This is a genomic window from Cohnella kolymensis, from assembly GCF_000829465.1.
GTDB classification, from domain to species: domain Bacteria; phylum Bacillota; class Bacilli; order Paenibacillales; family Paenibacillaceae; genus Cohnella; species Cohnella kolymensis.
In genome coordinates this window covers 144,323-168,632 of sequence record NZ_JXAL01000006.1, presented here as the reverse complement: position 1 = coordinate 168,632, position 24,310 = coordinate 144,323, and the positions used below count along the sequence as shown (strand labels likewise).

Below are 24,310 nucleotides of genomic sequence, written 5' to 3'. Positions count from 1 at the left end.
ATTCCAGCCTACCTTTTCTCGTCAATTATAGCGCCAGCGGAACGATTGATTTCTTGAAACTTGGCGAGCATGTCCAAAATCTTCTCAGGTGGGATCTCCTTCAATACCTCTTTGGTTTCCGAGTTGATGATTTTGATCACCACTTGTCCGTCCTGCCTGTGAAAGTTGTATTCCACTTCTCTTGGAATGCCCGCCAGTTGACGGTTAATTTTCTCTAAAACATGTACCACCGCTTCGTCGGCAATGGATAACTCAAATTTCTGCTTTTTCATTAGCTCTACTGGGGGTGCTTTTGAGGAAAACGTACCAAGCTCCGCAATGGGGGCAGCGGGTGAATGATATGAAACTGTGCCCACAGACATCTGCTGGGTTGGCAGAAACGGATTTGAATTAGTTATCATTTAGTTGTTCCTCCCTAACCGAGTTGGGATGACAGCCATGACATTTGAGAGTTGCCCTTCTGGATAGCCTGGTCCATGGCTGTAAACTGATTATAATAGTAATTTTCTTTCCTGATTAACCTATCATTCATCTGCAAAATCTGGTCTTCCATTTTTTTTAACTGATTACCGATGCTTGTGGATGGATCGAGATATCCTCCGCCGGAACGTCCGGCAACCTTAGACAAATTCGTTATGCCGGTATCCAATTTTTCGAATAGAACTTGTGCCAAACCTTTCTGAGGCTCGGCCGTGGCGGCAGGCAGGGTGGGATCAGGTTGATTAGAGAAAAGTTTAATGACTCCAGTCGAGTCGTCCGAAAGCGCTTTGCGCAGTTTACCTTCGTCTATAACAAGCTTGCCGGCCTCATTTTGTTGTCCAGCCGAATACGGTGCTGTTGTAATTCCGATTTGGTACAGAGCATTGTAGCTGCTCTGGGTATTCTGGACTTGGCGCGTGGTCAATGATCGCAAGTCGGAACGTATAGCAGCCAACTGACTATCTCTGGACAACAACCCGCTTTGCGCCTTCGCTTGCCAATTCGCGATATCGTTGTCCTTCATCGCCGATTTCTGCTCATCAGTCAAAGGAGCGAAGTCGCGATATTTTTGCTCGTTGTATCGGGTATTCATCAGCCCAACCAAGTCATTATATTTAGTGACAAAATCCTTAATCTTCGCTACGGTCGCATCTATATCTGTCGTAATACCAATGGAGATCGGGCCGGTCGTAGTCCCATTTAAAGTATAGGTAACGCCATCCAATGTAAACTGATTGGTATTACGATAGGTGGTGACCCCATCAATGGTTACTTTCGCATCGGTACCCGGTGTTACAGAGCCGGATACATTAAAAATGGTGCTAAAATTACCGCCCGTTTCGTCAGTTACAATCACTTGGGATGTAGAGCCCGTAGATTTACTGGTGACAACAAGCTTGTCCGCCAAAGGATCATAGCTCATGTTAACACCTGCCGCAGAGCTGTTTACTCTGTTGATAATGCTTTGCAAACTATCCGTTGCATTGTAAGTGATGGTCACTCCGTTGACTGTAAAAGACGTTCCGGTTAGTGTGGCAGAGAGTTTATTCGATTGGGTATCTAGTCCTTGATTCGGATCGAATTTATACGTTTGCTGATCCTGAAAACCAAGAGCGACCAATCCGCCATTTGCGGCTACCGCAGTGACTTTTACCTGTGATAATGAGCCTTCAACGCCGTTGGGAGTAATAGACAATTGATTACCCGCGTCTAACCCGACTGTTAACCTTCCGTTTCCAAACGTCTGATTCAGTTGGGTTTGGAGCTCGGCTTGAAGGGATGCTTCATTATATGTTTGTAAAGCTAGTGTTATTGTCCGAGACGTGCCGTCAAAGGTCACGTTAAGCTGGTTATTGCTCGCATCGATAACGGTTGATGTGCTCAATGCTGTTCCCGCCATCAATCCATACTGGGCTGTCGGAGTGATCTGTCCTCCGACTAAACGGGCAGCAGATGCCAAAGAATCGACGATCATGCTGTGATTGACCGGATTGGCCGTGCCGGAAGCCGATACTGCTACTTTAGCCGGATCTGCTGAGGTGGCTTTCATCAGCGAGAATAGGGAGCCGTACCGGAAATCGTTCATCGCCGATCGAAGGGCAGCCATCTTCGCGTTAATCTCCCGATACTGATCAGTTTTCCAAGTCAGAAGTTGCTTCTTCTGATTGATCCTGTCCAGCGGAATCCGCTCAGCGTTCATCAAACCTTTGACCATACTTTCAATGTCCATCCCTGAACCCAGACCGGGTATACGCATCACCATATGATGACCTCCTTAGCCTATCACCGATATTCCTATATCCCTGTATATCGGAAGACAGTATCGATTTGTTTAATTTTTTTAAAATAAACTTCGCCCCTGAGAACAGAAAAAAGCCCACAGGAAAATCCTGTGAGCTTTTTCTTCAAACGGTAGCAAATAATTAACGAAGCAATTGCAGAACGCCTTGAGGAGCTTGGTTCGCTTGTGCCAACATAGCTGTAGCAGCTTGCTGCAGGATGTTGAATTTCGTGTAGCTCATCATTTCCTTGGCCATGTCGGTGTCGCGGATGCGCGATTCGGAAGCTTGCAAGTTTTCCGTTGTTGCACCCAAGTTATTGGAGATGTGCTCTAGTTGATTTTGAGTTGCCCCAAGCTCAGAACGTGCAGTGTTTACCGCTTTAATAGCTGTATCAACTGCAGTCATTTCTGCTCCCGCAGTAGCCGCAGTTAGAGCGGCACCCAACGTCCCTGCTATCGTGTCCAAATCAATCGTATCCAGGGCAACATTGACTTGCACAGCAGCAGCATCACCCGTTTGAATTTTTACAGCGGTAGCAGTGGTATCAAGCAAGGCAATTCCGTTAAACGTGGTGTTAGTAGCAATGTCAGTAATTGAGGCTTTCAACTTTTGATACTCATTGTCCATAGCTGTAATGTCGTCAGCGTTGTAAGTGCCACTATTAGCTTGGGTAGCCAATTCCTTCATACGAGTCAGCATGTCGGAAGCTTCATTCATTGCGCCTTCAGCGGTTTGAACCATTGAAACACCGTCTTGAGTATTGCGTTGTGCCTGGCTCAATGACTTGATTTGTGCACGCATTTTCTCGGAGATCGAGAGGCCTGCTGCATCGTCGGCTGCACGGTTGATGCGGAAGCCTGACGAAAGTTTTTCACTGGATTTACCTTGCTGGACATTGTTGAACGACAGGTTGCGGTGAGCGTTCATGGCGTTCAGGTTGTGGTTGATAATCATTGCTTAACTCCTCCTTGGATGTGTGACGGCTCACTTCCGTGTGAGCTCTCGATATATATATCGGCAGTGTTTTCCATTTTGTTATAGCTTGTCGAAATTATTTCGAATTATTAGAAGGTGCATCCATACCTTTGATCAGATCTTTTAAAGCTCCCAATTGAGTTGGGGTTGCTAGTGACTCTCTATTATTTTCGCGAATTGCATCCAACACTTCTTTTCGGTAAATCTTAATCTCCGAGGGTGCACGAATCCCGATTTTAACTTGTTCACCTTCGATCTCAGAAATAAATAATTCTATCTCATCATCGATGACGATGGATTGTCCCTTTTTACGTGTTAGTATGAGCATCCGGATTGCCACCTTTCTCATACTTTGCGGCGAAAATCGGAGTCTTTGTCTGGTAAGGAGTATCTGGAGGCAAGACGAGCTGACGTCCTGTAAATTTGCTTACATTAATTAAAAGCGGGGCCATGAGATTTACCGTTGAGCTCTCAAAAGGACGTGCAATTGACACGATTCCAAGTACAGCAACCTCTTGAGAATCTGCAACCTCCAGTTCCGACTTATCCCGATCCGACAATTCAAGTTCATAGTGCGGGAAGAACGTAAATGGATCGACCACCAAAAAACCTATTTCCTGTTGTTCTTGGCTTTGCAGGTAAGCAAATGGTGACTGATCATTCGAATCATCCACCGGCTGTATTCCAAAGACATTTAGTTCGGGAAAGCCGAGGATCGAGCCATTCATATTAATTGTTTTACCAATCAAAGACTGCCACATGCGATGTCCCCCCATAATCTGGCACAGATAAAAGAAAAATGAGCTATCGACGCGATCCCGCGTTGGTAGCTCTATGCGTAAAGATCGTAACTGCTAACCCACATTCGAATACTGTTCATTTGGTCCACATAGATTTTTACGTTACCGGGAGTGTAGTTAATCTCCGGCCTGGACGGTGTGTACTCTATACTTGGATGCTGAGCAGTAATCTCGATTTCCGCCGCATGAGGTATGTAGTTCAAGCTTATATTCATATAAGAAGCCGGCCCCGTCACCCGAAGACCCTCTGCATCATCTTCCATGGCATTCATTGCTAAATCCGCCACCGCATCATTCTTGTTAGTGATTTGAGCCATTCGGTCGCCTTTTTGTGCGATGCGTGCTATAGCTTGCATAGCCCGTTCATTTGCTTGCTCCGTGAGCATTTCACCTGTCTCTATCGGACCACCAAGCGCTAGTGCTTTTAATGCGGCAGATGAGTCAATTTGCAGTTCGCCTTTAGGCTGCCGAATTTGCAGATGTGCAGATGGCGAAGTGATATCCAATTGACCTGACGGCGATCGGATTTCCGATTGTCCCGGCCTGCTTTCCATCCCGATCCGCCCCATTGTTTGGTGAATCGACAAGCGGAGAAATTCCATTCTTCCACCGCTCTTTCGTCTGCTTAGTTTATTTTAAATAATCGACAAGGCTTGGCTGAATAATTCGGGCACCGACCGATAATGAAGCTTGATAGACGTTTTCATCTCGCTTCAGACGAATGGTGGCGTCAGCAATATCGGCGTCTTCCGTTTTTCCACTCAAGTTGTTTAATGTGATGTCGAGATCTTTGTTTCTGTTATCTAACATATCAATCCGGTTAGCACGTGCTCCCACTTCAGAACGGATTGATAAAAGTGCGTTATAACGGGAATCTACTTTGCTTAATAGTGCAGCAGCGGCAGCGCCGTCGTTCAAGTTGAACGCAGCTCGGATTTGCTTTACCACTGTAAACAGATTGTCGGTGTCCGTGCTCTTACCGAATACCTGGTTACCGGTCATGTTCGTACCGATCTCGATGCCGGGTGCCACCGGCAACTTAATCTGTTGGTCGTCGGTGTCGATGGTACCTGCCGTAACAGCATCATAAGGTGCGGTTTGTGTCAGTTGGCCATTAAAAGTGTATTTGCCGTTGATTTGATCATTACCAATAGTAATAAGGTGATCATATATCACGTCCAATTCACTTTTAATAGCTTGACGCGCCTCTGCAGGATTCGTACCATTTGCGCCTTGAATAGTTAATTCTTTGACCCGCTGCATCAAATCATTTACTTGACCTAGGACATTATCCACATGTTCCACCGATGATTGAGCAGCCGTTAAGTTACGTTGGTACTGATCGTTCATCGACAATTCGCTTCGATATCGAAGCGCATAAGTGATGCCAATGGGGTCGTCCGACGGCTTGTTGATTCTGCGGCCGGTGGTCAGTTCCGTTTGCGCTCCGCTCATCCGGTGCAAATTTTTGTTTAAGTTACGTACCATTTGATCGTGTATCATGCCCGGCGTAACACGAAGCGGCATGGACAATCACCTCACATCGTCTTTTTCAGATTAAACATTAACGACCTACATGTCCCATACCATTAATTACTCTATCTAATAAATCATCAAAAGTCGTCATCGCCCGAGCTGCGGCATTGTATGCATGTTGAAACTTAATCAAATTGGACATCTCTTCATCCAGTGAGACACCGCTCACCGACTGGCGCCGGCCATCGATATTGCTCAGCAGAGAGTTTTGATTACTGGCCTGACGCTGAGCATCCTCGGACTGAACCCCAAGTTGACCGATGATCGAGTTATAATAATCCGAAATCAACCCATTAGAAATCCCCGGAGTCGATCCATCAGGTGTGACAAATTGGATCTTAGTGTCCCTAAGTTTTGCCATTAGCATTGCCAATGTGTTATTGCCGGGCACTACCTGTTCCGGAGTTCCCGCCGTACGCATCGATGTCGCTATTGCGTCGGGAGAATTCTGTATAACAGGATTTAATTTAAACGTACTTGCTGTAATGGGGCCGCCATCCGAGGAGACGAAGAAATTATCCCCTGCTGTAGGTGGATTTTGAAGCGTATATCCCATCTTGTGTAGCTCATTCATGCCATTAACTTTAACTGTAAGCGGTGATGTCAGTGTTCGGTTAGCACCCGTATAGGTGACGCCATCAAGTGTCGTGCCTTCCGGCAAAACAGTTCCTTGCGGCAATGTAACTGTAAATGTACCGTTCGCAATACTGTTAGCTAGCGTGTCTAACTGCTGCTGGTAGCTTTTTACATAAACATCGCGGGACTTTAACATGCCATAAACTTCCCCGCTGGTTAAGTCTCCGCCGCTGCCTCCTGAGAAAGCCGACTCTAGAGCGGCCGCATCCACTGCTGTATACGTATCGTTATTTACAAGCTGAGTACCGCCCATGGATATATTGTAGCCTTGAGGCGTATTCGTCACGGAAATATTAATAATCTTGGATAATTGATCTGTCAACAAATCCCTTTGATCCATCAAATCGTTGGGAGAGTCGCCATAGCCGGAAATTCGAGCAATATCATGGTTTAAGTTAGCGATGCTGCTCAGATAAGAATTAATTTGGCCGGCTTTGACTCCAATGTTTGTATTCAGGTCATTGCTCATATCCGTCAGCTGTTTGCTGGTTAAGTTAAAAGTATCAGCGAGCGCAATGGCGTTTTCCCGCACTATCTTACGGCCTGTTACGTTTTCGGGATCTTTGGCCAAATCAGACCAAGAAGTCCAAAGCTTATCCATTACCGTACGAATACCGGTGTCACTCGGTTCATTAAAAATAGCTTCAAGTTTATCTAAAGTGTCCGCTTGAATGTTCCATTTGCCGGCATCTTGACTCTGATTACGGTATTGACTATCAAGGAATTGCTCGCGAACACGCGTTATCGATGTGAACTCCACTCCTGTGCCCAATTGTCCAGGAGCCGCTGAGTGACTCATTCCTACCGCTTCAATCGGACGGGTTGCTTGCATATTTACCAACTGTCGGGAATATCCCGGACTGTTGGCGTTGGAGATATTGTGACCTGTCGTTTGAATTGCTGCTTGTTGCGTGAATAAAGCTCTCTTTGCAGTTTCAAGCGAGTGGAAAGTAGACCTCAAAAAAACACATCCCCTTGTTTCAGTTGGTTAAGCCCGTGAATCGAACGTGCGACGGGGTGTTCCGGCTTTTGCTTTATGGATCGGCGAGTATGTAACATCGTCGTGCGGAGCAGTTAATAATTCAATTTGAAAGCCGATATAGTCTAGTGACTGCCGCACTAGCAGCTGATTTCTTTCATTCAATTCTTTCAATTGGCGTACTTGATCTCTCAAGCGCTCGGCGACGTCTAGCATCTCGGCCTTCAAATCCGCTCGGTACATGGCTTGAATAACGTCAACCAAAGTGGCTCCGGCTTTGGAGCTTAATCCCAACTCCGCCAGGCTTTCAGTTGTATATTTAGAAACATCTTTATTCAATCGTTCCAAAGTTCCGATCGCTTTTGTTTCCTTGCCGGTCACTGCGATCAGCTGCTCTACGCGATTCTCAATGACCAACTGCTGCTTCTCCTGGGCAAGCTGGAGCAATTCCTCATGTATATCAGATAAGCTTCTTAATGTATTCAGCAAATTCTGGATGCTCAAGCTTGCTCACCTCATTCCTTACTTGAACCCGGACCGAAGAAAGGCAGCAGCTTCTCAGCCAATTTACCCGCATCCACTTTATATGTTCCCGAAGCGACTTCTTTCTTCAATTGATCAATACGCTCCGCCCTATTAGGGTCTTCCGTGCGAGCAGCACCCAGAAGCTCCATCGCCTCTGCGGAAAATTGAACTTCGTCCTTGCGGCGTTTCGGGGAAGCCTGGTTGGTGCGGGGCTCCGAATGCTGTTGTTGTGTGCGATATGCTCCGATGCGCCCGGTATCATTTATCTTCACGTTATTCACCTCAATGGGAATTACCCGAATAAAAAACCGACAATCCTAATGAAAGTATTATCGGTTACAAAATGTATTTTGTTTATAGAACCTGAAATTCCAATTATTAGATTCGTTTAATCTGATAGGTTCCGGCAGGCTTGTTGTCATCCAACGAGGATTGCAGTTTCTCGGAATGCTCGGCGTTCTTGATGTCACGGGTGAGTCGGCCACGGCAAGGATCACACAAATTCCCGTCACGGATCAGGACGATTCCGCAAGATTCACAAGGATACGACATGTTAGGCGCGTTGGTGATCGTGATACGGCCTTCTCTGATCCATCGTGTGATCTGTTTCACCGAACTGCCAGTGTCATCCGACAGCTGCTGTATGGTTATGCCCCTATTCTTTCTTAAATGATCCGCACATTTCTGATACTCTTTCTCTATTTCTTGATAGCAATTGCCGCAGACGTCGCGAAAATTTTTAGCGAACAGCTTCCCGCAGCGGGGACAGTTCCCTAAATTCATCGACTTTCCCCCGTTCCAACAATAGTCCAGCTAATAACTATTATTGTACTAAAATTTTCCTAAACTTGCATGACAAATTTTCTGCCCGTCTCAAGCCGGAACGGAAGGTGCCGCAGGAAGCGGCGTATCCGAACGGACGCGTTGTGAGGCCTGCAATTGTAAGGGGACACTACCGAACACAAGCCACGCCCAACGGTTCGAGCGGCTAATGACGGTAACGACAATCCAGGAAATAACCAGCGCACTAACAAAACCGCCTGCGTACCACAAATGATGCACCCAAGTATCACCGTTTGCCGGCGGGAATTGACGATATACAAGCAGGATAAACGGATGAAGTAAATATACACCGAACGAAATGACACCCAGGTGACGCAAACCGCCAATCCACGTATTTTTCATCATTTTGCTCAAAAGGAAGGCGACCTGAATCAACACCAAAGGCGTGATCATCGTGTAAATATCCCAGAAAAGATCGTATACCGCGTTATGAAACAAAGTTTTGTCAGCCCGGGCTCTATAGTAAATCGTGACATAAGAAACTCCCGCAGCCAGCCATACGAGCCACATCGTCATCCACACGAGCACCCGGGAGGCCCTGATGTTTTCTTTTGCGATGATTAACCAAGACTTGATCCGATCAAAGTACATCCCGAGCCACGCGCCCAGAAAATACTGCCCCAGATAGGTCGGAGCCCAGCTGCCCCGATCGTAAACGATAAACTGAGTTTCTCTATTCCACAGAAAAAATCCCCACTGAAGCAAGACGCCTACAACAATAGCGGAAGCCGCCAACCATTTGAAACGCTGAAATAGATACAGGAGAACGGGAAACAGCACGTACAGTTGAATGTTGATGAACACGAAATACAGATGCTCATGGCCGGTTCCTGTTAGAAGCTTGTACTTAAGGGCGGACAGCATTGCCGGCCAATCCCAAACTTGCCCTTTGCTCCACCATCCCAATAGAAAATAGAAAGCAGTAAACAGCAAATACGGCACGATCACATACATCAACCGATTGCGGTAAAACTTCTTGAATTGCTTCATAGTCAAAGGCTGCGGATAATAATTATAAAATAAAACGAAGCTGCTCAGAAAAATGAAGGTTGTCGTCCCGATCTTGAAAAAGATATTAAAGAAGTTGTACAGACTAAAAAGATCAGAATTCAACATCTGAATTGTGGCATCGGAAGTAGAATGTACTAACAACACTCCGATGATGGCAAAACCCCGCACAAGATCAATTTCCGATAGTTTCGCGCGTTTTTCCATGATGCCTCCCCGCAAATGATAGACAAAATTCTAAGAACGCGCCCACAAGAGTCCATAGATTTCAGCAGGAGAATCAGGCGCCGAGGATTCTTTCAACACTCTGGCACATTCATTGATCGTGCTCCCTGTTGTGTAAACGTCGTCGATCAGAATGATTCTATGAACCGAATTGGGCAGATTGTCGGTAGAATCCACTGCGGATGTTGCCGCAAAATTGCCCATCATGTCATTTACCCGGCTTTGGCGGGTTTTTAAACTCTGTTTCTCGGTATGGCGTAATCTGGCAAGAAGCGGTCGGCAGCGGATACCGTACCATTGGGATAATTGAACGGCGAGGCGTTCCGCTTGATTAAACCCTCTTTCCTGCAGGCGTTCGGGGGCTAAAGGGACAGAGGTGATGGTGTGGAAAAAGGGGTATGTGTTGCGGGATCCGAGTTCGTCATTGAGGCGCTCATACGCGAAGGCGAGCATAGCAGCAAGAACGGGTTCCAGCTTCTCGTGCCCACGATATTTGTACAGCGCCAGCCAGTCTTTCATGAGGGAGTCATAACGCACGGAGCACCGGCTGCGATTGTAATACCGCACCTTTCTTCGGACGCAGTCTTGGCAGTCTTCCGCACGGCCGCACACTCGGCAAATGGGTGCAACGATCCATGGAATACCAACCAGACAAGACGCGCAAAGGGTTGACAGTACCCGCCTTGCTGCGGGATGGCGAACGGGAATGGGCGGTTTGCTCGAGGTTTGCGCGCTGCTGCGTCCACAAAGGGGACAAGGCACCGGAGTTGCAGAAAACCATTTACTGATTTGCGTTAGCATTGTTGGTGTTCACCCTTTTGGAGATCTAGAGTAAATAACCTTGTTTTCTAGCCAGTCGGTTCATGCTGCGGATTTGGCGGATCGCACCGCGCTGCGAGATCGTGAGGGAGTTTGAGGCAAAATACACGCGGCCATGCGGATCTTCGGCGGATCTACCCGCCCGGCCTGCCATCTGGACAAGCGAGGCGGAGTCGAACAGCGGGTTGTCGGCATCGAGGACGAACACATCGCTTTTAGGCACAGTGACGCCTCGTTCCAGTATCGTTGTAGTGACGAGCAACTGAATGGTTCTATTGCGAAAAAAGGTTACTTTGTCTGCGCGCTGCAGATCTTTGGATGAGGTCCCGTCTATGTGCTGTGGCTCTATGCCTAGCTGCGGGGAGCAATCGCGTAGCAAGTTTACCAGCGGCGCCACTTGGCGAACGTACGGTACGAACAAGAAGATTTGAGCCCCGCGCCGGATAGATTCTGTGATCGGTTTGGCGACGTGTGATGGCAGCTTGCGTTTGCTTAGCCAGCGGGTTGCAGGCGGCATAGCCATTCGCTTCGGTACGGGAAGAGGATGCTGATGGAACCTTACGGGAACCCTGGCGCAAGGCAGGCGGCCGCGCGCTGCTGCACGCTGCATAGCTGCCGGCGGGGTGGCGCTTAGAAATAAGGTGGACCCGAATTTTTTGCAGCATTTGTTCGCGGCGAATTGAAGCATGGGATCATTGTGGTAAGGAAAAGCGTCGAGCTCGTCAATAATGACAAGGTCGAATGCCTCTTGGAATCTGAGCAATTGGTGGGTTGTAGCGACTGTAAGGTCGCCACTCTCCCATCGCTCTTTGCTGCCGCCGTACAAGGTCGTCATTGTGCGGTTTGGAAAAGCTTTTGCCAGCCGCGGTGCCAATTCAAGCACAACGTCCCGGCGAGGCGTAGCCACGAGGGCTCGTCCTCCCTTGGATAAAACAGCGTCTAGCAACGGGAAAATCATCTCTGTCTTGCCGGCACCGGTGACGGCCCAGAGCAGGAAGTTTTGCGGTGTGGCAGATTCTGCGTGAGGGCGTGAGATAAACTGCAGTGCGGCTCCAGCTGCTGCACTCTGTGCGGGACTTAAGCCCCATCGCTGAATGAGGTCAGGAGTAGCGGCGGGGCCGGGTAAGCCCACTTGGGAGTGATCAGGCGCTCCGATTACGAGCAGTTCGCACTCGCGGCTGCGGCCCAAGGTAAGGCAAGCTTCACAATAGGCGCACATGTTTCCGCAAGCGGCGCAATATGTTCGCCGCATTTTGTCTTCATGGCTGCCGCAGCGCCGGCAGTGCAGCCGCTGTTTCGAGCGGCGGAGCAATCGCCACGGTTTTTGTGGTGCGGGTGCGACCGCAGTAGTGAGTTGAACTTTACCCTGTAGGGCTGCTAGCTGCAGCACTTCTAAACCATTGGTAGAATCAGGTAAATGCTGAGAGAGTAATTGCACAGCCTCTTCACGAAGCAGAGCACGACCGGCGAGATGCTGGCAAGCCAAGTCTACGGCCGCGGAGAGCTCCCTCCCCCTTTTATCCTCGACGACTGTTCCGCGTATACGCACGAAAACTCTATTTTCCCCGCTTCCTTCGTTGCGGAATGAACTGCAGCTTTAAGCTCCACGCTGACAGCTGACCCATCCCAATCTCTCTTCTCATTCAATCGGGTTCTCAATCTCGCACACGCAGACTCTGCGATTCCTAATGGCAACTGGTCACTTACACGAATCATCTCTTTCGCTGTGCCTGTCGGACTTGGCCAAAACTGTTTGTCCACCTCCCAAGCGATCGAGAAGAATGGCAGCCAACTTGTCCCTATTTTCACCGCGTAAAGCACTGCTCTCATCCCATCATCCTTCCAAACAAAAAACACACCCCTCAATCGCCGGTCCGGCGATCAAAGAGTGTGCTTCACTCACATTTAATTTGATTAACTATTAACCTGATTGTATGACAATTCCTGCCAGATGACAATGCTTTTTTACCCACCTTAAGCTCCACGCCTGCAGCGCGGTAACTTCGCCAAATCTTCCGCACACGCTAGTTGCACCCAAACCACTTGATCCCATACCGTTGTACGCCCACCCGCCGTGTTTAAATAGTGCTCCCAATGCTCCATGGATGAATCCGATGCATCCGCTTGTTTTGTCATGTAACCGATACCTGTATCCTCTCGTGCAAACCTTTTCAATATTTCCGCTGTTTCATCCGAGGAATTTTCTAATAACACCGTAATGCCGATTTCCGTCCCCGAACATCTGGAAAATTGCTGCAAAGCCCTGACATACCCTTCAATCTGCAACTGGTGGTTGCCTGCGACCAGCACATAGTGGCGGGGACGGTGAGCGCCGGTTGTTGCGCGTCGTACTGCCCAATGCACCAAAGCCGCGGCCGCTGTGTAAAAGCCGATTACCCAGAAAAACTCGGGAATCACGGCGGCCACCTCCTTTACCTTCCCGATGAGTGACGACTACGCGTGATGCAGGCATCCCTGGCGATCAGTCGCACTTGTGCTCACAATATATGCCGCGCAGGAGGCGGGAGTTCCGGCCAGAAGCCGTCCGGCATTCGTACACGCCTGCGGTTGACAATATATAGGCGATCCTAATATAATTAACGCAATTAGATATCGGTTGTGAAGCACACACCGCTCTTTCGCTTGGCCATGCGCCGGGTGATGGGCGGTTTTTGCTATTTTATCGGGAGGTGTCGGGGTATGGACTTTGAGACTGCATATGCCGCGTTTATTGAGAAACATGCGAAACTGCGTCGCGGAGAGAGGCTGCGGAGGTTGCTGAAAGGTCATGGTCACGGTGAAAAAATGGTGCTCGAAAAGATTTGGTGGCCGGCATTCCGTAACTTTGATAACTTACATCCGGAATACGAGGTGTATGATTTCAAGGATGGCCATCGCTATCTGGATCATGCTTTTATCTCCGGTAATGTGATGTTGGATCTGGAAGTAGACGGTTACGGCAGCCACCAGCAGAAAATGAGCCGGTCCGAGTTCTCCGATCACTTGATGAGGCAGAATCACCTGATACTCGACGGATGGAAGGTGATCCGCTTTTCCTATGACGATCTCCGCGAGCGCCCGCGCATGTGCCAGCAGATCCTGCAGCAATTCATGGGCCGGTGGGTGAACGATAAGAAAAACGGTGAAGTCTCCATACTCAGTTCGGAAGAACGAGATATTTTGCGGTTAGCGTTACGGCACAGAGGACTCGTTTATCCGCTTGAGGTTGCCACACAACTCGGGATAAGCGACAAGAAAGCGCGGCGCTTGTTGCATGGACTGCGGGAGAAAAGTTTGTTGGAGCCAGCCGGAGTGGGTACGCGTCGAATTAACTTTTACCGGTTGAGTGCCAATGTGAATGCCGAGTTGCTGGGCCTTTAGATTGTTACGCCCAAAATGTCCGTATCCTCTCTACTTTCTCTCGTGGCGCCCACGGATGCGGACAAAACGTCCGTATCACCGAGCTGTCTAAGGCTTTTGAGTAAAATTTACTCTCTGATACGCCCAAAATGTCCGTATCCGCTGTATTTCATCACACGATGGTGTCTGATACGGACAAATTGGGCGTTAGGAATAGCGGCGGATCCCCGTAAAGCCAAAAAATCGCGGCCCCGGAGGCTTGCAGGCCTCGGAACCGCGAATAATGATGTCATCCTATGTAGTTAGGCGTTACACAGTTACCCAGCCGAATTTGATAGAGTGGATTACCGCTTGGGTGCGGTCGTCGACTTCCATCTTCTGCAGGATGCTGCTGACGTGGTTTTTGACCGTTTTCTCGCTGATGAAGAGGTTCTCGCCGATGCTCTTGTTGCTCTTCCCTTCCGCCATCAGGCGAAGCACTTCGGCTTCCCGGCGCGTAAGCGGATTGTTGCCGCGCGGAATAAACTTGGTGACCGTCTCCTTGCTGGCAGCGGCACCGGAAGTGGCACCGATCTCGTCGAGATAAGTCATGCGCCTCAGCTGATTGATCAGCTTGCCCGTTACTTTAGGATGAATATAGGCATATCCCTCCGCAACCGTGCGAATGGCGTTGATCAGCGATTCCGCTTCCATATCCTTCAGCAGGTAGCCCGTTGCACCCTTGCGAAGCGTCTCGAAAACATAGCTTTCATCGTCGTGAATGGAGAGAATAATAATCTTGATATCCGGAAAAATATCGCGCAGCTTCTCGGTCGCCACCACACCGTTCTCGATCGGCATGTTGATGTCCAGAAGAACGACGTCCGGCTTATAGCGGTTGCAGAATTCCAGGACCTGAATGCCATCGCTGCACTCGCCGATGACTTCAAGATCCTTCTCCATATTAAGAATCCGCTTCAGCCCTTCACGAAAAAGCTGATGATCGTCGGCAAGGAGGACTTTAACTGGCCGAACCGCTTTGGTCTCCATGTGCGATTAACTCCTTTTCTGGCCCCGTCTTAAGTGGGACAAAAATATTGATTTTGGTTCCTTGTCCCGGTGCTGAATCGATGTCGATCTTGCCTTGAAGCAGCTTAACGCGTTCCGTCATACCCACGAGGCCGAATTGTGAATTGATCCGCGTCTTCGACTGGACGACATCCACATGGAAACCGGCTCCGTTGTCCTCAATGAGCAGATGGATACTGTCCTGCAGAAAATTCAATTCCGCAGAGACGAAAGTAGGATTGGCATGCTTCAAAGCGTTATTAAATGCTTCCTGCACGAGGCGGAACACGCCTGCTTCGAGCGCTGTGGGCAGACGTCTTTCCTTGCCCGTCGTCTCGAATGCAGAGCGAATCATGTTCTTCTCCTCGAAATCTTGCACAAACTTGCGTAGTGTCGGTACTAACCCCAAATCATCCAAAGCCATCGGCCGGAGGTTGAAAATAATTTTGCGAATTTCTTCCAATCCATACCGGATCTGGCCTTTAAGGTCAATGAGTTCGTTGCGAATCAACTGTAGATCGTTCGTGTCGAGCATCCGTTCCGCGATTTCCGTGCGCATGACCAGATTCGCAAGCGACTGCGCGGGACCGTCGTGGATCTCCCGGGCCATCCGCTTGCGCTCTTCCTCTTGGGCGAGAATGATCTTGAGACCGATCATCTGCTGGTTCTTCGCCGATTCAAGAATGCGGGTCACCTGATTCAAATCGCCGGACAAATACTCCAGAACGACGCTCATCTGGATGTTGAGTGTTTCCGCGCGCTCAATGGACACTTCCACGTTCTTGGCGCGCTTTTGCAGCTCACCGCGGCGTTCTTTCAAGTAATTCTCTTTTTCCCTGTACACCATCAGATCTGTCTGAATTTGAGTTGCTTTCTCGTAGGCAGTTTTAATATCTTGCTCGGTATAGCGGACGAAATCCTTGCTCACCTCGGATAGTCGAGCTCTCGCAAGCCGATACTCCCGTTCAAGCCGATCTACCTTATCAATCGTCTCGTTCGTTTCGGCCAGTACATCGTCCAGCTCTTGGCTAAGGGAGACGAGCTCCCGGCGTGCGGCTTCGCAAATTTCATAGATTTGAACTTTGCTATCCTCCATTACGCCGATTGCATTCTGGATTACCTGATCAATTTGCTCTACACGAAAATCCATAATACCTACTCCCTTACACTTAGGAGCCATGAAAATCTAGGTTGTTGCCCGAAATAGAGGGCTATTTCGGGGGACTAAGGCATGAATCCATCATATCATATTTGCAACTTAGATAGACTAGCGTTTAGGTCTTTTGATACAAAAATTAGTGAATTGTAATCGTTTTGGCGGCGCCGTTCCACTCTACTTTCTGGCCGAGCTGCTCCGAGATCAGACGTACAGGTACGAAGACACTGTTATTCTTGACGATCGGGGTGACGGCGACCGGCTGACGCACACCGTTCAGCGTCATATCCTTTTTACCTACCCACAATTCAAGCATCGTCTTGCCACGCAGGACGGTCACTCTTTTCGCTTTATTATCCCACTTGACTTCGGCTCCCAAGGTGTCCGCCACAAAACGCAACGGCAAGTAGTTGCTGTTGGTGCCAGGCTGCACGAAAGGAGCTGCGGGCAGTTTAGCCGACTGACCGTCTACTGTCGCTTGCGTCTTACCGACAGTCATGACGATCGTTGGATTAACGGTATCTATCACTCCCGCCGGGTATTGCAATGTCAGGTTGTCAAAAGCTACCTCACCCTGCAGCGCACGCTCGTCCTGATCTTGCTCCAGGTTTAGAACATACAGCCGAGTCAGCTTGGAAGGACCTTTCAAGCCTTGTGCGGCAAGATCTACACGGATGTTCTTCCAACCGGACCAGTTGATTTGACGGGCGATGTCCACCCAATGCGTTTTGCCGTTTCCATCTATAATTTCCGCTCTGAGATAATTCGCACTATTGTCTCCCAGAACATCAAGAGTCATAGAGCTAGGGTTTCCTTCTAAAGTCAATCCGTCCCCGTCATTCAGGTGCGCATACGCAAAACGGTTTCCGGATCCCGAAGTGAAGTCATACATCAAATCCAGCACTTTGGAATTTTCGCGTCCTGGAATTCCTGTAGTAATAGCAGCTGAGCCGACGGTCTCTGCAGCAGGCAAACCGGAGAAACTAACGTTGTATGTGGTATTTTCAAAGTTTTCTAGCGATGCCGCCGCACCCGGTGTGAGAACCGCCACCGTACCGAAGCCGTCGTATCTCGCGATTGCGTAACCGACCGACGCATTAGCTCCAACGCTGTCGATCGTCAGACTGCCGCCGCTCGCTCTTCCGGTAAATCCTACGAACTCCCATTTTACAGAAGCGGCCGGAACCGATAATTGACGTCCGTCCATGAGCTCCACTTTTACGGGAACCGAGATCGTGCTTCCTGCTTGCAATGCTGTTGTGCTTGGGTCGATAATCAGCCGCTTCACCTGTTTCTCGCCGATAACCTCAAGAGGTAAAGTGTCCTTGGCTGTGCCGGCTTTGACTGTGAGTGTCGCTTCGCCCGCGCGTGCAGGTTGGAATACGCCGTTGCTGAATGAGCCTAACGAATTATTAACGCTCCATATTGGCTTTAAGCCATTCGGATCTATCGGATTGTAGTAAGTATCGTAAGCTTTAAGAGAATAGGAGGTTTGCTGGCCGATAAATAATGTTTTGGCTCCGCTGGCCACAATGCCTTTGAGGCTGCCGGCAGGCGCATCGGTGTACACGCCGATTCCGTTGGAGACTTGGCGCTGAGTCGTGCCGTAAGAAGTCGGGTGGGCAAGCTCAACCTGGAATTCTCCCAGCGGACGAGTAACCATCGTGGTCGATCCGCCCCCGTCAAGGTTTACACCTTTCCAGATTCCTAGTTTCACCATCATCTGCTGCAGTTCTTTGAGCGACACACCTTCACGAGCGCCGTTCTCCTCAACCGTTAACAGATACACTTTTCTTCCATCTTTGGAGTAACCGACTGCCGTACGTGCGCGATCCGCATAACCGCTGACTCCATTGACATCGCGCGTAAAAGGAATCGCCGCACCGTTGTTGAGCAGCAGCGTATGACCGCCGACCATCATTTGGAAGGTGGAGGGATCATAGGACTTGCCTGTAGTCAAAGACTTAAGCTCATAATTGTAGTTGACCGTATCACCAACTTTGAGGTGACCGGTGATAAAATCAGCCGCTGACCGGTGTCCGCGAACAATATAACCGTTGTCCGGGATCGCCGTCTGAATCTGCGTGCCCACAGAGATTTCAGTTACAACGCCATTCACAACCAGCGCTTCAGTAGGGGTTGTGTCGCTCTTCGCCGGCCTTTCAGGCGCTGTCCATGCATTCGTATAAACATACAAAGCATCCACATGGCTAAATCCGCTGTTCGGCTCGGTGCGATAAGCCGATTTGTTGATGCCGCTTAGTGTGAACTTGTTGCCGTCGGCTGCCGTTACGCTGCCGGAGAAACTAAATTCATCGATCATCGGATTGCGGTCTTTCGTGACCGCGAAGGCGTACATCCCTTTCAGCTGGCTGGTGCTGACCACCAGCTCGCCGCTGTTGATCTGCGCGCCCATCGGGGCTCCTTCGTTGCCTGTGCCGAACACATCTCCATTGACGCCTGCGACGCCGCCGGTCTCTTTTACCATTTCCGTGACGGATTGGCCCGAAGTGACGCTGCCGCCCCGGCCGCTCAAAGCATTGAGTTGGATATACGGATTGTTGAGGTCAATTTCGAGGACATGAAGTACCTCTGTCGGTTTGGCAGAGTCGGAAGGCACCCAAGCATAAGTTACGTTGCGAGCGCCTGAGGTGACGATCGTTTCGTCTTTTTTGACGAGTTGGTATGTAACGGTTACTGCAGCTGCAACGTGCGAGGTCGGATAAAAAACAGCTGTGCTAAAAGGTGATGTAAACACCAGTGCTCCTGCGAGGACGGGTAGAATGAATTTTGAAGTTTTTTGGCGATTTTTGCGCATGTAATGTTCTCCTGTAGGATCTATTAGAATTTGTGGGAGACTATAAGCCTCCGTGGTCACTCTCTATTAGACTCTTTACTAGGCGAAAAGTTACACGCGATAAGCGAAAGCTATCAATTTTTGTGGGGTGATAAGGAGAAGTGGTAGGGTGCGCGCAAAAAAAGACGGCTTTGGGCGCCGCCTGCCTCATGCATATAAGTTACTTCAGTTGCTCCCGCTCCCGCTTGGTCATCTTGCTGCATACGAGATAATAGGATTGCTCCAGCATGACCAGGATTTCTTTGTCGGGGACGGTGCCGTCAAGAATAACTGTGTTCCAATGCTTCTTGTTCATATGGTAGCCCGGGAGAACCGAGCCAGGATATTGCTGGCGCAGCAGCCATGCTTCCTCTGGCTCAGCCTTGAGATTGACACTCTCATGCTCCGCATTTGTGCCAAGCAGCGCAAACATTCGCTTACCCGCAAACAACACCGGCAAGTGTGGATCGAACGGGTATTGCAGAGAGGTGCCTGGCAGGGATAGGCCCTTATCTATAAGTCGGGTGTGATTCATAGTGGTACTCCGCTCTTATTGATTTTCTAAATCCGACAGCAATTGATCCACGAATCGCTGGATCATGATAGCTGCTTCTGCGCGGCTGGTGTTGCTTTGCGGGTTAATTAGATTGCTCTTCGACCCTTGAATGAATCCGACCGTTACGCATACGGACATGCCTTGCTTTGCCCATCCGCTCACTTTGTTTCGATCTTTGAAACGAGTGAGAGCCGAATCTGATGCTGCTGCCGGCATTCCTGCATAATCCATGGCGCGAACGAGAATGGTTGCCATTTCTTCGCGGGTGATCGGCGCATTCGGCCGGAACTTCTGGTCCAAGCCGCCCTTAATGATGTTTGCCTTGCTGCTGCGCCAATGTAAGCGGCTGATGTGCCGGTAGGCGATATGTCCCTGAATTTCAGACCTTCTGCTCTGTCCCCATCCAGCCCCAGTGCCCGTACGATATATTCGGCGAAATCGGCTCTCGTAATGTTTTGTTTCGGTTCAAAGGTTGTTTTGGTGGCTCCGTCGACGATGAATTGCGATGCAAGGACGAGTACTGCATTTTGCGCCCAATGACTGGCCATGTCTTTAAAGTACACGCCGTGCCGAATCACTGCGTATTCACCATTACCCTTGCGATAAAAAGTAACAATAGCCCCTCCACCACCAAAATCAGAGAGTGTTGGAACATAGGAAATCTCCCCCGAAGCATCATCCAACCGGACGACAGTGAAAGGATCTCCCGTTTCCCCAGGCAGAGAGAAGGTACGCTTAACGTATTTCTCGTAGTTATCAATTTCACGCTCACGTCCATCTAATAAGAGCGTCGCATTGAAGTCCGCAGGCATTACAGCTACTGTGATCCCTTTGCCGGTGAGCGCATCTTTAATGCGAGAATTCGGAGCTTTCTCGATGCTAAGCTGCAGCATTGCCGTTACGGAGTTGCCGCCTGCCGACCAAATTTCTTTGTTGAAATCAATGGCATCCAGAGGCAGAGTGAACCCGTAGTTGCCGTAATCTAAGCGGAACGAAGCGTTAGCGTTTCTCTGTACCGCGTCCAGCAGGGAACGAACAGGAAGAGCCACAAGCGCTGCAGTATCGGTAGCCGGCACTTTAAAGCTGAGCTGCCCACTGATCGCATACGCGCCTGACAGCTTGTCCGCTGCAATCGAATAACGAGGCGCCGACCGGCCGGAAGCGGTATTCGCGGTTGCCGTGGTCGATGACTTAGCGTTAATAAACCGGAAGCCTCCTGATCCATCGGGTTCGAGATAATCCGGCAAATTGCCGTTCCCGGACGACTGATTGGTGACGATAGTTTCATTGATCGCATCTACCGTCTGATTAAGTGAATCTTTCAGTGCGATGCCATTCGTAAAATAACTGAGAGTGACGCGTTGATTCGCTGTCACCGGTGCTGTCAATTTCAAAGCAACCTGAGTTCCAGATACAACAACGTCAGTAACGGTGTTCGGCATGCCATCCGTTTTTACGGAAAATTGAGATTCATAGGGTAAAGACGAAGTGTTCAGAGCTATGCTATAGGTAATCGTCAAGTCGCTGCCATTGACCGTTGCATACGAGAATTTAGCTGCATTCAGCGCTCCCGCTACCACGCGATAGCTATAAATTGCAGCCGCTGGGTTACCCGCCAAATCCTTGATTCCTGTACTGCCAGGCAGATAAGAGATGACCACAACCGCATTAGCGGCAATCGCTTGCGACAAGCTCAGTTCTACGGTGTTATTATTTACTGCCACAGCGGAGATAAGTGCCGGACTATTATTCACTGTAACTGAAAAATTTGATTTTGAAGGCAGCGGGTTTGCTGCAATCCCCTCGTTGAATGTCAGTGTCGCCTTTGAACCGGACACGGCAGCTGTAGATAATACCGGGGCCAGCGTGTCGTTGATGTTCTGCACATAAAAGTCGGTGAAACCTGCTACCGCGTTGCCACCCAGATCGCGGAGAGGCGTTGAACCGGGAGTATAGTTGACGGCTACTGATTGTGCATTCGCTCCACTTGTAGACAATGTAATAACAACGCTGCTACCGTTTATGAGAATGCTACTGGCTCCCTGTGCTGAGCCGCCCAGTTTAACGTAAAACTGGGACGCCGCACTATTACTAACTGCAGCCAACTGTTTATTAAATGTCAGTGTCAATACATTACCGGATAACATACCACTCAAAGGTCGAGCGAGAGTCGTGTCACTGGTATTCGTTACATCTCTCGCGTTCAGCAATGCAGCTATATTTCCGGACAAATCCTGCAGCTTATGTGAAGGATCGGAATTCACGGTGTAAAATACTTTGACGGTTTGACCGACAGCAACGCCGGAGTGAAGTGTAAGCCTTACTGTATTTCCGATGATCGCTACTGCATTGACTTGTCTCGAGACACCATTAACCGTGACATTGTAATTCGCGGGATAGGGGATGAACGTCTCGTCTAAATCCTCATTGTATGTGAGTACGACCGCATTTCCGTCCATTGCTGCGCTACTAAGCACAGGAGCCGCCCGATCGGAACCGATGGTCTGAAACGTCCACCTATAGTCATTCAAAATACCCGGAAACGGGTTGCCTGCCAAATCCGTAATCGCGTCGTTCGGAATATTAACAACGTAAGTTGTTGCCGCTGTTAAACCTACGGGTGTGAATTGCACTGCGCCAACAGCGCTTCTATTTAACGCTGTGGTAACGACAGACGCACCGGGCGTCAAGGGAATTAACGTTGCTGAGCCGGTAACGATAATATCTTCGCTAAAATTCATTGTAAATATTGTTCCGCTCGTTTTGACGCTTGGATAACCCGTAGATGGAGTGGTGCTAACGAGCTCGGGCTGAACGGAATCTGATGACACAATAAAAGTCCAAGTAGAAAAATCGCTAGATGGAATCCCCAGATAGGCATTACCCGACATATCCGTGATCGCCAGGCTCCCGATTTGTACTGCGTACCTGGTGTTCTTAACAAAGCTTCCGCAACCTGAATAGGCAGAAGGAGTAATCGTAAGGGTATCCGTACCTCCCCCTACCATCGCATTCGATGTGACTGGAATAGAACAAAAGACCGATTGCGGAGAAGCGGTATGTCGGATCACGATTGTCCCGCTTCCAGGTTTAACTCGTTCATTAAACTTCATGACCAGAGAACCGTTAACAGAGGCCATGGTGCCTCCTGGAACCGGTATTAATGACGTGGAGCCTGAAAGGATGGGACGAGAAGTGTCCGTACCCGCTAAAGTGGTAAAATTCCAGGTTTCTGCATCGACAATTCCTTCGTAGAGATTACCGCCGGTATCTTTGAGTACACCAGGGTCCATCGTGATGTAATATTGTGTGTTGTTGAGTAACGTCCCGTTAAACTGAATATCGACAGTAGATGAGTTAACAGTAACTCGAGAAGCTTGCGTAGCCATATTGATGCTATCTACCGTTGAGTTGTCAGCCACTCTTTTTAAGTAAATGAAACCACTATTCCCTTTAACCATATTAACACCAAAAACCATTCGGGCCGTAAAAGCTGAATTTGGGTTTACGTTCGTATCATTGTCAGCGGGCTGCAGGCTCTGGGCTGTAATAGCGGATCCAGACACGGTAAAAGGAAATGTTGCAGGTATGTATGCATTGCCCACAGCGTCTACAAACGCAGTATTGTCTATTTGCATCTGGTAAGCTTTACCGGACACCAGTCGTGTTGGCGGCTGTATGGTTATGACCGTCTGGCTGCTGCCATTGACGAGACCGCTGCCAGTTACTGCAGAAGATAACACCGAAATGACTTGTGTGTCATTCGTATCCGTTCTGATCAATCGGATGCTGCCTGAGTTTGCAAATACTCTCTCGTTAAATGTGAGTTTTATAGGATCCGTAGACAAATTCGGTTGATCGAAAGTTGCCGTTGGTGCAATGTTATCACTTGGAATTACGGTGAAATTCCACTCAGTTGCACTGGTTATGCCTGCAAAACCGGTGCCTGCTGAGTTCAAGAAAGCATTTGGGCTAATTTCGACGTAGTAGCTTTTATCCGCGACAAGCGTACTCGCCGGTGGGTCAATTTGAATGGTATCGGGCTTGATCAGCGTTATTTTGGGGTCAACCACGTTGTATGTAAAAGCAACTTGATTATCATTCAGATTCTTAACCGTAATGTTGCCGCCTGTACCCTTTATAACATTCTCATCAAATGTCAACGTCAATTTCGCATTGGCCGGTACTCGATCATCATTGTCGCCGGGATACATGGATACCGCAACAGGACCTGTTGGTGCAGCAAATGACGCCGAAGTAAACCATAACTGTGCAAGTAAACTTAAAACAATGGCCATTGGTAGAACGCGTAGACGTTGCAAAGAAAGACCTCCCGAGAAACACATATGTACCTTCTATTTCGGCTTTATACGAGAAAAAATTTAGTGACATATTCATAAAAAAACTGCACCTTCAATTGTTAGGTAGTGTCTAACAATCGGGGTGCAGTTCAGGAGCAAAATAGCTTCGCGGGGTTACGCTAAATGAACTGCTTGCGCCGGTCGATCCGCCACTGCCTCATGCGAGCCATACTGAGCCGGATTTCGCCCAACGTCTGCTGTACAACGATCATCTCGTTGAGCCGCCGATCCCATACGGTTTGTTTTCGTGTAATCTCCCCATTCACGATTTTCTCGAATGACGCCAATTGCTCCTGTGTGGCTTTCTTTAACTGGCCGATGAAGGATTGGGTCTTCTCAGGAGCGATGTCCGCGTTGCATACCTCAGCCACCTGATCCCATACCTGA

General features: G+C 49.0%; 24 protein-coding genes and 1 pseudogene. 2 read left to right on the top strand and 23 right to left on the bottom strand.

Annotated elements, in window-relative coordinates:
- Positions 1–8 precede the first annotated feature (8 nt).
- The 13 genes from SD71_RS06795 to SD71_RS06735 all read right to left on the bottom strand — a co-directional run bounded on the left by SD71_RS06795 (position 9) and on the right by SD71_RS06735 (position 10,325).
- Positions 9–401, bottom strand: coding sequence for a flagellar protein FlaG (locus SD71_RS06795; RefSeq protein WP_052476042.1), 393 nt, complete (start codon positions 399–401; stop codon positions 9–11).
- Positions 402–415: 14 nt separating this feature from the next.
- Positions 416–2,242 (bottom strand): flagellar filament capping protein FliD, encoded by a 1,827-nt coding sequence (gene fliD / locus SD71_RS06790; protein WP_041061311.1) that lies wholly within the window; start codon positions 2,240–2,242, stop codon positions 416–418.
- Positions 2,243–2,402: 160 nt separating this feature from the next.
- Positions 2,403–3,215: a flagellin N-terminal helical domain-containing protein gene (locus SD71_RS06785; protein ID WP_041061309.1), complete on the bottom strand. Its 813-nt coding sequence runs from the start codon at positions 3,213–3,215 to the stop codon at positions 2,403–2,405.
- A 97-nt stretch (positions 3,216–3,312) separates the two neighbouring features.
- Complete coding sequence (gene csrA, locus SD71_RS06780; protein WP_041061306.1) at positions 3,313–3,564, bottom strand: carbon storage regulator CsrA; 252 nt, start codon at positions 3,562–3,564, stop codon at positions 3,313–3,315.
- Entirely contained in the window at positions 3,545–3,997 is a 453-nt protein-coding gene (gene fliW / locus SD71_RS06775; RefSeq protein WP_041061304.1) for a flagellar assembly protein FliW, read from the bottom strand. Before fliW ends, csrA begins: the two co-directional genes overlap by 20 nt.
- 71 nt (positions 3,998–4,068) lie before the next feature.
- Positions 4,069–4,638: a DUF6470 family protein gene (locus SD71_RS06770; RefSeq protein WP_041061300.1), complete on the bottom strand. Its 570-nt coding sequence runs from the start codon at positions 4,636–4,638 to the stop codon at positions 4,069–4,071.
- A 28-nt stretch (positions 4,639–4,666) separates the two neighbouring features.
- Complete coding sequence (flgL, locus tag SD71_RS06765; protein ID WP_041061299.1) at positions 4,667–5,563, bottom strand: flagellar hook-associated protein FlgL; 897 nt, start codon at positions 5,561–5,563, stop codon at positions 4,667–4,669.
- Between the two features lie 37 nt (positions 5,564–5,600).
- Positions 5,601–7,169 (bottom strand): flagellar hook-associated protein FlgK, encoded by a 1,569-nt coding sequence (flgK, locus tag SD71_RS06760; RefSeq protein ID WP_041061291.1) that lies wholly within the window; start codon positions 7,167–7,169, stop codon positions 5,601–5,603.
- A 27-nt stretch (positions 7,170–7,196) separates the two neighbouring features.
- On the bottom strand, positions 7,197–7,691 hold the full coding sequence (locus SD71_RS06755) for a flagellar protein FlgN (RefSeq protein ID WP_041061287.1): 495 nt from the start codon (positions 7,689–7,691) through the stop codon (positions 7,197–7,199).
- Positions 7,692–7,702: 11 nt separating this feature from the next.
- The gene (flgM, locus tag SD71_RS06750; protein WP_041061285.1) at positions 7,703–7,984 is read right to left on the bottom strand and encodes a flagellar biosynthesis anti-sigma factor FlgM; all 282 of its coding nucleotides are present in this window, start codon (positions 7,982–7,984) and stop codon (positions 7,703–7,705) included.
- A 106-nt stretch (positions 7,985–8,090) separates the two neighbouring features.
- On the bottom strand, positions 8,091–8,495 hold the full coding sequence (locus tag SD71_RS06745; RefSeq protein WP_041061284.1) for a TIGR03826 family flagellar region protein: 405 nt from the start codon (positions 8,493–8,495) through the stop codon (positions 8,091–8,093).
- A gap of 90 nt (positions 8,496–8,585) precedes the next feature.
- Positions 8,586–9,770, bottom strand: coding sequence for an acyltransferase (locus SD71_RS06740; RefSeq protein WP_041061281.1), 1,185 nt, complete (start codon positions 9,768–9,770; stop codon positions 8,586–8,588).
- A gap of 30 nt (positions 9,771–9,800) precedes the next feature.
- Positions 9,801–10,325 carry a ComF family protein gene (locus SD71_RS06735; protein ID WP_052476041.1) on the bottom strand — a complete coding sequence of 175 codons (525 nt, stop codon included), beginning with the start codon at positions 10,323–10,325 and terminating at the stop codon, positions 9,801–9,803.
- A 98-nt stretch (positions 10,326–10,423) separates the two neighbouring features.
- Between SD71_RS06735 and SD71_RS23890 the strand changes: the two genes are divergently transcribed.
- On the top strand, positions 10,424–10,576 hold the full coding sequence (locus tag SD71_RS23890; protein WP_161793350.1) for a hypothetical protein: 153 nt from the start codon (positions 10,424–10,426) through the stop codon (positions 10,574–10,576).
- Positions 10,577–10,614: 38 nt separating this feature from the next.
- Here SD71_RS23890 and SD71_RS06730 read toward each other — a convergent pair whose 3' ends face one another.
- The 3 genes from SD71_RS06730 to SD71_RS22065 all read right to left on the bottom strand — a co-directional run bounded on the left by SD71_RS06730 (position 10,615) and on the right by SD71_RS22065 (position 13,025).
- Entirely contained in the window at positions 10,615–12,156 is a 1,542-nt protein-coding gene (locus tag SD71_RS06730) for a DEAD/DEAH box helicase (protein WP_082034099.1), read from the bottom strand.
- Positions 12,096–12,437: a hypothetical protein gene (locus tag SD71_RS23495; RefSeq protein WP_041061277.1), complete on the bottom strand. Its 342-nt coding sequence runs from the start codon at positions 12,435–12,437 to the stop codon at positions 12,096–12,098. Before SD71_RS23495 ends, SD71_RS06730 begins: the two co-directional genes overlap by 61 nt.
- Before the next feature lie 144 nt (positions 12,438–12,581).
- Positions 12,582–13,025 (bottom strand): hypothetical protein, encoded by a 444-nt coding sequence (locus SD71_RS22065; RefSeq protein ID WP_052476039.1) that lies wholly within the window; start codon positions 13,023–13,025, stop codon positions 12,582–12,584.
- Between the two features lie 282 nt (positions 13,026–13,307).
- On the opposite strand from SD71_RS22065, the gene SD71_RS06715 reads away from it, so the two are divergent.
- Complete coding sequence (locus SD71_RS06715) at positions 13,308–13,988, top strand: hypothetical protein (RefSeq protein ID WP_041061275.1); 681 nt, start codon at positions 13,308–13,310, stop codon at positions 13,986–13,988.
- A 288-nt stretch (positions 13,989–14,276) separates the two neighbouring features.
- Here the strand turns inward: SD71_RS06715 and SD71_RS06710 are convergent, their stop codons facing one another.
- From SD71_RS06710 to SD71_RS06685, 7 genes and pseudogenes are all read right to left on the bottom strand, one after another.
- Positions 14,277–14,996, bottom strand: coding sequence for a response regulator (locus tag SD71_RS06710; RefSeq protein WP_041061272.1), 720 nt, complete (start codon positions 14,994–14,996; stop codon positions 14,277–14,279).
- Positions 14,968–16,164 carry a sensor histidine kinase gene (locus tag SD71_RS06705; RefSeq protein ID WP_052476038.1) on the bottom strand — a complete coding sequence of 399 codons (1,197 nt, stop codon included), beginning with the start codon at positions 16,162–16,164 and terminating at the stop codon, positions 14,968–14,970. The genes SD71_RS06710 and SD71_RS06705 overlap by 29 nt, the downstream gene beginning before the upstream one ends.
- Positions 16,165–16,309: 145 nt before the next feature.
- Positions 16,310–18,988 (bottom strand): phosphodiester glycosidase family protein, encoded by a 2,679-nt coding sequence (locus tag SD71_RS06700; RefSeq protein WP_041061270.1) that lies wholly within the window; start codon positions 18,986–18,988, stop codon positions 16,310–16,312.
- 199 nt (positions 18,989–19,187) lie between these two features.
- Positions 19,188–19,541 carry an MmcQ/YjbR family DNA-binding protein gene (locus SD71_RS06695; RefSeq protein WP_041061268.1) on the bottom strand — a complete coding sequence of 118 codons (354 nt, stop codon included), beginning with the start codon at positions 19,539–19,541 and terminating at the stop codon, positions 19,188–19,190.
- Positions 19,542–19,556: 15 nt separating this feature from the next.
- Entirely contained in the window at positions 19,557–19,724 is a 168-nt protein-coding gene (locus tag SD71_RS24755) for an S-layer homology domain-containing protein (RefSeq protein ID WP_235427019.1), read from the bottom strand.
- A gap of 281 nt (positions 19,725–20,005) precedes the next feature.
- A pseudogene (locus tag SD71_RS24750) lies at positions 20,006–23,860 on the bottom strand (Ig-like domain-containing protein); the annotation flags it as partial.
- Between the two features lie 182 nt (positions 23,861–24,042).
- Positions 24,043–24,294 carry a hypothetical protein gene (locus SD71_RS06685; RefSeq protein ID WP_041061264.1) on the bottom strand — a complete coding sequence of 84 codons (252 nt, stop codon included), beginning with the start codon at positions 24,292–24,294 and terminating at the stop codon, positions 24,043–24,045.
- Positions 24,295–24,310: the final 16 nt, after the last annotated feature.